9 protein-coding genes are annotated in these 9,774 nt (G+C 68.3%); 4 read left to right on the top strand and 5 right to left on the bottom strand.

What is annotated here, in order from left to right:
- Nucleotides 1-103: 103 nt before the first annotated feature.
- From H5T77_RS17640 to H5T77_RS17625, 4 genes are read right to left on the bottom strand one after another with little or no spacing between them, the layout of a single operon-like run.
- Nucleotides 104-1,735 carry a glycoside hydrolase family 13 protein gene (locus H5T77_RS17640; RefSeq protein ID WP_292651408.1) on the bottom strand — a complete coding sequence of 544 codons (1,632 nt, stop codon included), beginning with the start codon at nucleotides 1,733-1,735 and terminating at the stop codon, nucleotides 104-106.
- Nucleotides 1,736-1,764: 29 nt separating this feature from the next.
- A complete protein-coding gene (locus H5T77_RS17635) occupies nucleotides 1,765-2,643 on the bottom strand; it encodes a sugar ABC transporter permease (protein WP_292651406.1) in 879 nt (292 codons plus the stop codon).
- Nucleotides 2,627-3,625, bottom strand: coding sequence for a carbohydrate ABC transporter permease (locus tag H5T77_RS17630; protein WP_292651404.1), 999 nt, complete (start codon nucleotides 3,623-3,625; stop codon nucleotides 2,627-2,629). Before H5T77_RS17630 ends, H5T77_RS17635 begins: the two co-directional genes overlap by 17 nt.
- A gap of 37 nt (nucleotides 3,626-3,662) precedes the next feature.
- Nucleotides 3,663-4,931 carry an extracellular solute-binding protein gene (locus H5T77_RS17625; protein ID WP_292651403.1) on the bottom strand — a complete coding sequence of 423 codons (1,269 nt, stop codon included), beginning with the start codon at nucleotides 4,929-4,931 and terminating at the stop codon, nucleotides 3,663-3,665.
- 154 nt (nucleotides 4,932-5,085) lie between these two features.
- Here H5T77_RS17625 and H5T77_RS17620 point away from each other — a divergent pair, with 154 nt between their 5' ends.
- The 4 genes from H5T77_RS17620 (at nucleotide 5,086) to H5T77_RS25770 (ending at nucleotide 8,795) form a co-directional block, all read left to right on the top strand.
- Nucleotides 5,086-6,129, top strand: a complete 1,044-nt coding sequence (locus H5T77_RS17620) for a LacI family DNA-binding transcriptional regulator (protein WP_292651401.1) — start codon at nucleotides 5,086-5,088, stop codon at nucleotides 6,127-6,129.
- 41 nt (nucleotides 6,130-6,170) lie between these two features.
- The gene (locus H5T77_RS17615; protein WP_292651399.1) at nucleotides 6,171-7,142 is read left to right on the top strand and encodes a GNAT family N-acetyltransferase; all 972 of its coding nucleotides are present in this window, start codon (nucleotides 6,171-6,173) and stop codon (nucleotides 7,140-7,142) included.
- 357 nt (nucleotides 7,143-7,499) lie between these two features.
- On the top strand, nucleotides 7,500-8,087 hold the full coding sequence (locus H5T77_RS25775) for a DUF222 domain-containing protein (protein WP_292651397.1): 588 nt from the start codon (nucleotides 7,500-7,502) through the stop codon (nucleotides 8,085-8,087).
- Between the two features lie 9 nt (nucleotides 8,088-8,096).
- Nucleotides 8,097-8,795, top strand: a complete 699-nt coding sequence (locus H5T77_RS25770; protein ID WP_472850352.1) for an HNH endonuclease — start codon at nucleotides 8,097-8,099, stop codon at nucleotides 8,793-8,795.
- 25 nt (nucleotides 8,796-8,820) lie between these two features.
- On the opposite strand, the gene H5T77_RS17600 is transcribed toward H5T77_RS25770, so the two are convergent.
- Nucleotides 8,821-9,720 carry a Pr6Pr family membrane protein gene (locus H5T77_RS17600; protein WP_292651396.1) on the bottom strand — a complete coding sequence of 300 codons (900 nt, stop codon included), beginning with the start codon at nucleotides 9,718-9,720 and terminating at the stop codon, nucleotides 8,821-8,823.
- Nucleotides 9,721-9,774 lie beyond the last annotated feature (54 nt).

Raw genomic sequence — 9,774 nt, 5'->3', positions numbered from 1 at the left:
CCGAGGGGTCCCGTACGTCGGCCGCGGCGTCCCGTGCGTCGGCCGAGTTGGCATAGCGCTGCCAACTCGGCTGACGGGAGTGACGCCTCGGCTGGGGTGTGGGTTAGAGCTCCCACCAGACGGTCGTGTCGCCGGGGAGGTCGGCGGAGCCGTCGGTGACGGGCAGGGTGCCGGAGGAGGAGAGGAGTACGCGGCCGGGGGCGGCGATGCGTACGGGCTCCTTAGTGGTGTTGACCGTGCAGGCGAAGCCGTCGCGCTCGAACCAGAGGACCCCGGCGGGGGCCTCGTCGTGCCAGGTCACCGCGTCGCCGGCGCCGAGGCCGGGGACCTCGCGACGGATGTTCAGCGCCGAGCGGTAGAGCTCCAGGGTCGATCCGGAAATGCCGGTCTGGGCCTCGACACTGAGCTCGCCCCACGATGACGGCTGGGGGAGCCAGGAGCCGCCGTCACCGAAGCCGTAGGAGGAGCCCGACCGGGTCCACGGCAGCGGCACCCGGCAGCCGTCGCGGAAGCCGTCCTGACCGCTGGCACGGTGGAAGGACGGGTCCTGGCGGACCTCGTCGGGCAGGTCGGTGACGTCGGGGAGGCCGAGCTCCTCGCCCTGGTAGACGTACGCCGAGCCCGGAAGCGCCAGCATCAGCAGCGTCGCCGCGCGGGCCCGCCGCAGGCCGAGCTCGCGGTCACCCGGCGTACGGATCTGGGTGCCGGAACCCGGCGGGTTGGCGAACCGGGTGGCGTGCCGGGTGACGTCATGGTTGGACAGCACCCAGGTCGCCGGGGCGCCGACCGGCCGCATCGCGTCGAGGGAGCTGTCGATGACCTTGCGCAGCGCCGAGGCGTCCCAGGCGGTGTCGAGGTACTCGAAGTTGAAGGCCTGGTGCAGTTCGTCGGGGCGTACGTAGTTGGCCGACCGCGCCACCGTGGGCGTCCAGGCCTCGGCGACGAAGATCCGGTCCGGGTAGTCCGCCAGCACCCGCCGCCAGGTGCGGTAGATCTCGTGGACTCCGTCCTGGTCGAAGAACGGCATCACGTCGTTGCCGAGCAGGTGGAGCTGCTCCGCGTGGCCGATGGACGGCAGGCCCTCGGCCTTGACCAGGCCATGGGCGACGTCGATGCGGAAGCCGTCGATGCCGAGGTCGAGCCAGAACCGCAGGATGTCGAGGAACTCGGCGTGCACCTCGGGGGAGTTCCAGTTGAAGTCGGGCTGCTCGGGGGCGAAGAGATGGAGGTACCACTGTGCGTTCTCGCGGCCTTCGGGGTCGTCCGGCACCCGCGTCCAGGCGGGCCCGCCGAAGATCGAGTCCCAGTCGTTGGGCGGCTCCTCGCCGTTCTCGCCGCGCCCGGGCAGGAAGTGGTAGCGCGACCGCATCGGTGAATCCGGCCCCTCGGCCAGCGCCTGCTGGAACCAGACGTGCTGGTCGGAGGAGTGGTTGGGGACGATGTCGGCGATGATCTTCAGCCCGAGCTCGTGCGCCGAGGTGATCAGCGCGCGAGCGTCGTCGAGCGTCCCGTAGCGCGGGTCGACCGCACGGTAGTCGGAGACGTCGTAGCCCCCGTCGGCCTGCGGCGAGGCGTAGAACGGGCTCAGCCAGACCGCATCCACCCCCAGGTCGCGGAGGTAGGGGAGCCGGGACCGGATCCCGGGAAGGTCACCGGTGCCGTCGCCGTCGCTGTCGGCGAAGCTGCGGGGGTACACCTGGTAGATGACGGCGTCACGCCACCATTCGGTGCTCATGGAGGACCTGTTCATGTTCATGGGGCCTTTCAGCCTTTGACGCCGCCGGCGGTCAGACCGGTGACGACGTGCCTTTGGACGATGTAGAAGAAGATGGTCACGGGGATGGCGATGAGGACCGCGGTGGCTGCCATCAGGTTCCACTGCGCGTCGTGCTCGCTGACGAAGCTCTGCAGCCCGACCGCGAAGGTGTACTTCGAGTCGTCGAGCAGGAATGTCGAGGCGAAGGCGACCTCGGCGAACGCGGTGATGAAGGCGTAGAACGCGGCGACGGCGAGGCCAGGTCGGGCCAGCGGCAGGATCAGCCGCCAGAACGTACCGAACGGGGTGAGCCCGTCGATCATGCCGGCCTCGTCGATCTCGATCGGGATCGTGTCGAAGTAGCCCTTCAGCAGCCACGAGCAGTAGGGGACGATCGTGGTGCAGTTGACCAGGATCAGGCCGAGGTGCGAGTCGACCAGGCGCAGCCGCGAGAAGATCTCGTACATCGGCACGATCAGCACCGCGATCGGGAACGCCTGCGTCAGCAGCAGGACCCACATCAGCGGCCGGTGGCCGGGGAACCGCATCCGGGAGACCGCGTAGCCGGTCGTCGCCGCCGACATCACTCCGAACAGGGTCGTGCCGCCCGCGACGACCATCGTCGACCACAGCCAGTCGAAGAAGGCGGTGTTGGTGAGCACGAACCAGTAGTTGTCGAGCGTCGCCTTCGCGGCGATCCCGCCGGGGTGGAGGTAGTCGTCCTTGTCCGGTCCCAGGGAGAGGTAGACGAGCCAGATGACGGGGAACAGCGCGATCAGCGACGCCACCGAGAGCGTCACGTGCGTGCCCACCCGGGCGACCGGGCCGAGTTCGCCGCGTCGCCGCTGAGGCTTTCGGAGTGCGCTGGTGCTAGGCGAGCTGGTCATTGCGTTTCAACCACCGGTAGTAGAAGGACGTGAAGACGATCAGGATCGCGAGCAGGAGGACGCCGTACGCCGCCGACATGGCGAAGTCGCGAGGCTGCTGTCCGAACCCGAGTCGATAGGCCCAGGTGACCAGGATCTGCGCGTCCGGCGCGGTGTTGCCGAAGAGCAGGAAGATGATCGCGAACTGGTTGAAGGTCCAGATCACGCCGAGCAGGACGACGGTCGAGCTCACCGAGGAGAGCCCCGGCAGCGTGACGTGGCGGAACCGCTGCCAGGCGCTGGCGCCGTCGATCTCGGCGGCCTCGTAGAGGTTCTCGTCGATGGACTGCAGCCCGCCGAGCAGGGAGAGCATCATGAACGGCACGCCGCACCAGGTGTTGACCATGATCGCGGCGATACGTTGCCAGGTCGGATTCTCGAGCCAGCTCGGCTCGGCTAGGCCGATCGTGCCGAGCATCGTGTTGATGACCCCCGCGTCGGCCAGCATGATCCGCCAGGCGAAGACGGTGACGAATGTCGGCACCGCCCACGGCAGGATCAGCAGCAGCCGGTACGCCACGCGTCCGCGCAGCCGCTGGTTGAGCAGCATCGCCAGCCCGAGCCCGATGACGTAGTGCAGCACGACACAGGTGACGGTCCAGACGATCGTCCAGACGAAGAGGGACCAGAAGCGGTCGTACGCCGCCGGGCCCCAGAGGATCTCGGCGTAGTTGCTCAGGCCGATGAACTCGTACGTCGCGTCGATCGTGTTGGCGCCGATCGTGCGTGCCGAGTTGAGGCTGTTGGCGTTGGTCAGGGTCAGGTAGAAGCCGCGGGCGAGCGGGTAGCCGACGAGGACGCCGAGGACGATCACGACGGGCGCGACCATCGCGTAGGCGTACCAGTAGCGGCGGTAGGAGTCTCGCACGCGCTGGAAGGGGCGGGGCGCCCGCCGCCGAGACCGCGGGGTCTCGGCGGCAGGCGCTGGTGCTGTCAGAGTCATCGGACGACGTGGTCTTCCTGGCTCAGGTGGAACTGGGTCACTTCGAGAACTCGGGCAGCAGGTCGGCGAACGCCGTGTCCAGCGTGGCCAGCCCCTTGTCGAGCGTCTCCGCGCCGGAGGCGACCTTCGGGAGCTCCTGGTCCATCGGGCCCCACAGCGAGGAGTACTCGGGCAGCTCCGGTCGCGGCTGGGCGGCCGGGAGCACGGTCTGGAAGCCGGCGATGCCCGGGTCGGCCTTGACCTCGTCGGTGTAGGCGTCGTCGCGGGTCGGGAGCGTGGAGTTCTTCAGCGCGATCTGGGCCTGGGTCTCGGCTGAGGTCATGAACTTCACGAACTTCGCCGAGGCCTCCTGGTGCGCCTCGTCGGAGCCGGCGTAGATCGACAGGTTGTGACCGCCGGTCGGGGCGCCGGCCGCACCGGTCGAGCCGGCCGGGACGGTCGCGATGCCGAGGTTGTTCTTGTCGGCGAACGCCGAGCCCTTGTAGAAGTTCGTGATCTCCCAGGGCCCCTGGATGATCGCGGCGACCTTGCCGTTGACGAAGGCGTCCTGGATGTGGGCGTACGCGTCGGCGGTGGTGTCCGCCTTGTGCAGGCCCTCGCCGTCGAAGAGGCCCTGCCAGGTGGTCAGGCCCTTCTTGGCCTCCGGAGAGGAGATGGTGATCTTCTTCGCCTCGGCGTCGACCGTGTCGGTGCCCTCGCCGTAGAGGAACGGCTGCGCGTAGTAGGCGGAGGTGGAGCCCCAGTAGCCGTCGACACCGGTCTTGGACTTGATCGTGGCGGCGGCGGACTTGAGGTCCTCCCAGGTCTTCGGCGGCTCGGTGATGCCGGCCTTCTCGAAGAGCGCCTTGTTGTAGACCAGCGCGAGGGTGTCGGTGACGAACGGGACGCCGTAGGTCTTGCCGTCGAACTCGGCCTGCTTGATCAGGTTGGGCTGGAAGGCGTCCTTCTCCTCCAGTGCCTCGGTGTCGTCGAGGGGAGCGAGGAAGCCCTTCTGCGCGAACGCCGGGGTCCATCCGACCTCGGCACGCAGGACGTCGGGAGCGCCGCTGGCGCCGGCCGCGGTGTCGAACTTGTTCTGCGCCTGGTCGAACGGCACGTTGACGTACTTGACCTTGATGTCCTTGTTGGCCTTCTCGAATTCCTTGACGAGAGCCTGGTACGTCGGGCCCTCGTTGGTCGCGTTCGAGGTGTCCCACCAGGTGATGGTGACAGGACCGTCGCTGCTCTCGCCGCTGCTACCGCCACATGCCGATGCCGCCAGGGCGAGCGATGCCGCCACTGCGGTGGCCACGATGCCACGTCGCATGAGTTCTCCTTCGAAGATGGGGCCGGGCGAGGAAGCCGCCCGGGGTGTGACGAAGGTAACCCCGCGTCGAGAAGAATGTAAGAGGGTTTCAGCAAAAGTTGCAAACTTGCTGAAACTTCTTGCAGGACGTGTGGGTAGGGGGCATGATGTGACCGTGCCCATAACACCAGCCTCCGCCCGTCTTGCCGACATCGCGGCCCATGCGGGCGTGAGCGAGGCCACGGTCAGCCGCGTGCTCAACGGCAAGCCAGGCGTCGCCGCGGCGACGCGCGAGGCGGTGCTGGCGGCGATCGACGTCCACGGGTACGAGCGTCCCGTCAAGCTGCGTCAGCGCAGCGAGGGTCTCGTCGGGCTGATCACGCCCGAGCTCGACAACCCGATCTTCCCGGCGCTCGCGCAGGTCATCGCCCAGGGGCTGACCCGGCAGGGCTACACCCCGGTGCTCGCGACGCAGACCCCCGGCGGCTCGACCGAGGACGAGCTCACCGAGATGCTCGTCGACCGCGGCGTCACCGGGATCATCTTCGTCTCGGGCCTCCACGCGGACACCACCGCCGACATGACGCGCTACGACAAGCTGCGCGCCCAGGGGGTTCCGTACGTCCTTCTCGACGGCTACACCCCCGACATCAAGGCGCCGTTCATCTCTCCCGACGATCGCGAGGCGATGCAGCTCGCGGTCACGCATCTCGCCACGCTCGGGCACACCAAGATCGGTCTGGCGGTCGGCCCCGGCCGCTTCGTACCGGTCCAGCGCAAGATCGAGGGCTTCGCGGCGACCATGGCCGACCGCTTCGGCCTGAGTGCCGAGGAGGTCGAGAAGGGCTTCATCCGGCACTCGCTGTTCACCCTCGAAGGCGGCCAGGCCGCGGCCTCCGAGCTCCTCGACGACGGCTTCACCGCGATCGTCTGCGCCAGCGACATGATGGCGCTGGGCGCCATCCGCGCCGCCCGCTCGCGCGGCCTGCGGGTTCCCGAGGACGTCTCCGTCGTCGGCTACGACGACTCCCAGCTCATCGCCTTCACCGACCCGCCGCTGACCACGGTCCGCAAGCCCGTCCATGCGATGGGCCAGGCCGCCGTCCGCGCCATCCTCGACGAGATCGCCGGCACCGGCGCCCCTCACTCCGAGTTCGTCTTCCATCCCGAGCTGGTGGTTCGCGGCTCGACCGCGTCCGGGCCACGCGTCACTCCCTGACCCGTCGGGGATTGGGGGCGGGCGGCTGGCAGGATGGGCGCGTGACGATTGTGGCTGCTGCTGATGGGTCGGCGCTCGGGAACCCGGGGCCCGCGGGGTGGGGTTGGTATGTGGACGAGTCCACCTGGGCTTGTGGCGGGTGGCCGCACGGGACCAACAACCAGGGCGAGCTGACCGCCGTGCTCGACCTGCTGCGGCAGACGGCGCACACCGGCGAGCCGCTGCTGGTCTACTGCGACTCGAAGTACGTCATCAACTCGGTCACCAAGTGGATGGCCGGCTGGAAGCGCAAGGGCTGGAAGAAGGCCGACGGCAAGCCCGTGCTCAACGTCGAGATCATGAAGGACCTCGACGCGGCGATGCAGGGCCGGGACGTACGCTTCGAGTGGATCAAGGGGCACTCCGGGCACCCGCTCAACGAGGCTGCCGACAAGCTCGCCAACGGTGCTGCGCTGGCCTATCAGGCAGGGCGTACGCCGGACCCTGGCCCGGGGTTCGCGGGAGCCGTCGAGGTGCCGGCCGTCGCTCCTCAGGGTGCGCGGCCCGCGCCTGAGCCGGATGACCTGCTCGGACTGCTGAGCGCTGAACCGGCTTCGTCCGCGGCGCCCGCGGCGTACTCCTTCTCTGCCGACCAGAGCCGCATCGACCCAGACTGGGTCCACCGGATGCTCGCGCAGACCTACTGGGCGAGCGACCGGACCCGGGAGGTCCAGGACGCGGCCAACAAGGGGTCACGCTGCTACGGCGTCTACGACGCGGCGGGCAACCAGGTCGCCTTCGGGCGCGTGGTCAGCGACTTCGCGGCCTTCGCGTGGTTGTGCGACGTGATCGTCGATCCTGGTGTGCGTGGGCAGGGGATCGGGGAGCTCTTGATGTCGGGCATCGTCGCGGATCTGGAGCCTTATCGGATCCGTCGGATGCTGCTTGCTACCGAGGATGCTCATGGGTTGTATGCGAAGTACGGCTGGGAGCCGTTGGCTTCGCCTGGGCGGTGGATGGTTCGGGAGGGCTGAGTTCACGCTGGTCGAGCCGCCGGAGCCGCTAGGCGTAGGCGTGTCGAGACCAACACGGTTCTCGTCGGGGAAACCTCGCTAAGCGACTGTTTCTTCGTTTCAGGGTTCGCCGCCGACCCTTCCTCGAGTGTTTCTCGATCAGCCGCCGCGTCAAGGACGGGCCTTCGACCCGCCGGCTTCGCCGGCCGCTTCGCGGTCCTTGACTCGGCACCTGATCGAGAAAGATTTTCGCCATTATCGGGGCGGCGGCGAGGGTGTGGCGCGGGGTTCAGGTTGCTTGTTCGCGGACCGCCTAAATCCGGTCTGACCAGCAAAAACAGGTAGCGCTGTGACGCTGTTTGGCATATAATGAGGCGTATGAACGAGACCGTCGACCAGCTCCTCGCCGGGCCACCCTTGGGTGCGTCCGAGGGCGAGCTGGTCGACTGGATCAGTCGTCTCGAAGAGATCAAGTGCACCGCTGAGGCCGCGCAGGCGGAAGCAGCCGTGCGCCTCGACGGGGCCACCCGGGCACGGCAGGCCGAGGCTGGGGCCCCTGCTCGGAAGCTGGGTGAGGGCGTCGCCTCCCAGATCGCGCTCGCGCGGCGGGTCTCGCCGGCAAGTGGCGCCAAACTGCTCGGGCTGGCGAAGATCCTCATTGCGGAGATGCCACACACCTTCGCCCTCATGAAGGCCGGGCTCTTCTCGCAGTGGCAAGCCACCATCCTCGCCCGCGAGACTGCCTGCTTGTCCCTGGAGGACCGCCGGGTCATCGACTTTCAGCTCTGCGCCCTCGGCCCGGACGGCGAATTCCCTGCGGTGGTGACCATGGGACTGCGGCAGCTCGAGAACGCCGCCAAGAAACTGGCGATCACCCTTGACCAGGAATCCGTCGTAAACCGGGCCGCGAACGCGGAGAAGGACCGCCGAGTCAGCGTGCGGCCGGCTCCGGACACGATGACCTGACTCGGCGCCCTGCTGCCAGTCAAAGACGGCGTCGCGGTCTATGCCGCACTGGACCGGGCAGCCAAGGCTGCCCAGGCGGCCGGTGATGAGCGGACCCGTGGTCAGGTCATGGCCGACACCCTCGTCGACCGCGTCACCGGGCGTGAGGGCGTCGAGGCGAAGCCTCGGATCGAGGTCAAGGTCGTGATGTCGGCCGAGGCCTTGACCGCCGACAGCGACCGGCCGGCGATGGTCGAGGGATACGGCCCCGTCCCGGCCGCCTGGGCTCGTGAAGCGCTCGCCGACGCTGAGGTGTTCGTGCGGCGTCTGTTCACCGACCCGGCCGGGCGGCTGGTCGCGATGGAGTCCCGCTCACGCAAAGCACCCGACGGCCTGGCCGAGTTCATCACCACCCGCGACGCAGGGATCTGCCGCACCAACGGTTGCGACGCCCCGATCCGCAACGTCGACCACGCCCAACGCCACGCAGACGGCGGCGCGACCAGTGCCGCGAACCTTCAAGGGTTGTGCGAAAGGTGCAACCAGGCGAAAGAAGCTCTCGGCTGGCAGGCCAGACCAGGACCGGACGGCAGCATCATCACCATCACGCCGACCGGCCATGTCTACACGAGCCCACCGCCCGACACCTGGCGACCAGACCCACCACCACTGTCCCGGGCAGAGTTCATGCTGCGCGACGTACTGCTGGACTATCGTCTTGCCGCTTGACCGCGGCGCGCCGATCGACTGGGAGTCAGTCGATGTAGCCGGTCTTCGGATCCACCTGAGCCAGGAACGTCCGGATCTCGTCGTCCAGCTCCGCCTCGGACTGCTGTCGGCCATCACTCACGCGGCTGCTGAACCCGTAGTCGGGGTTGGGGCCGGAGAGCCAGTCGAGGTGGTAGAGGCCGGGGGTGTCGGGGTCCTGGTTGATTCGGAAGGTCTCGCCGTCGATGACGCGCTCGACGGGCTGATCGGGGCTGATGATGACGGAAGCGCTCTCGGTGGGTCCCCGACGGCGCCCGACGGCTACGACGCCCCAGGCGACCAGGGTGAAAGCGGCGGCGATGCCGATGACGTAGGCGATCACGACCTCGTACCCGCCCTGCAGGTGGTGGTTGAGGAACGGGTAGGGATACCACCACGGGTCGCCGGTCAGCGGGCTGACGACATGCTCGCCGCGGATCAGGGTGTAGGCGGCCCACAGGATAGGGAAGGCGATGATGGTGCCGACCGTGCGCCATGGCAGGCGCCGGCGCGGAGCGATGAAGAGGTCGACCACCAGGAACAGTGGGCCGATGAGGTGCAGGATCTCGTTCGCCCACGGGTGCGCCGCCGGGACGAGACCGCGCAGCAGCAGGTTGTAGACGAGACCGGTGATGGTCATGAACGTCGTCGCCGCCGCCATCAGCACCGCGATCCACGTGGGTGCCTGGTGGCGGCGGGTCAGCGTCCAGACGCCGGCGGAGAGGAGAGCCGCGACAGCGAAGAGGTTCGACTCGATGGTGAAGTAGCTGAAGTAGTTGACCACCACCGTCGCCAAGCTGGAGCCCTCGGCGGGCGGGGTGCTCAGCGCTCCCCGGAACTCGGCCGTCATCGCGGCGACGATCAGCACGGCCATGGCGAGCCGGAGGATCGACCAGGTCCTTGTCACGAGATCAACGTAGCCGTCGGGATCCGTTGAGACGACCGTTCTCGAGGCGAACGA

The organism is Nocardioides sp. (genome assembly GCF_014360585.1).
In the GTDB taxonomy this organism is placed as follows: Bacteria; Actinomycetota; Actinomycetes; order Propionibacteriales; family Nocardioidaceae; genus Nocardioides.
This window is presented reverse-complemented; position numbering and strand designations above follow the sequence as displayed.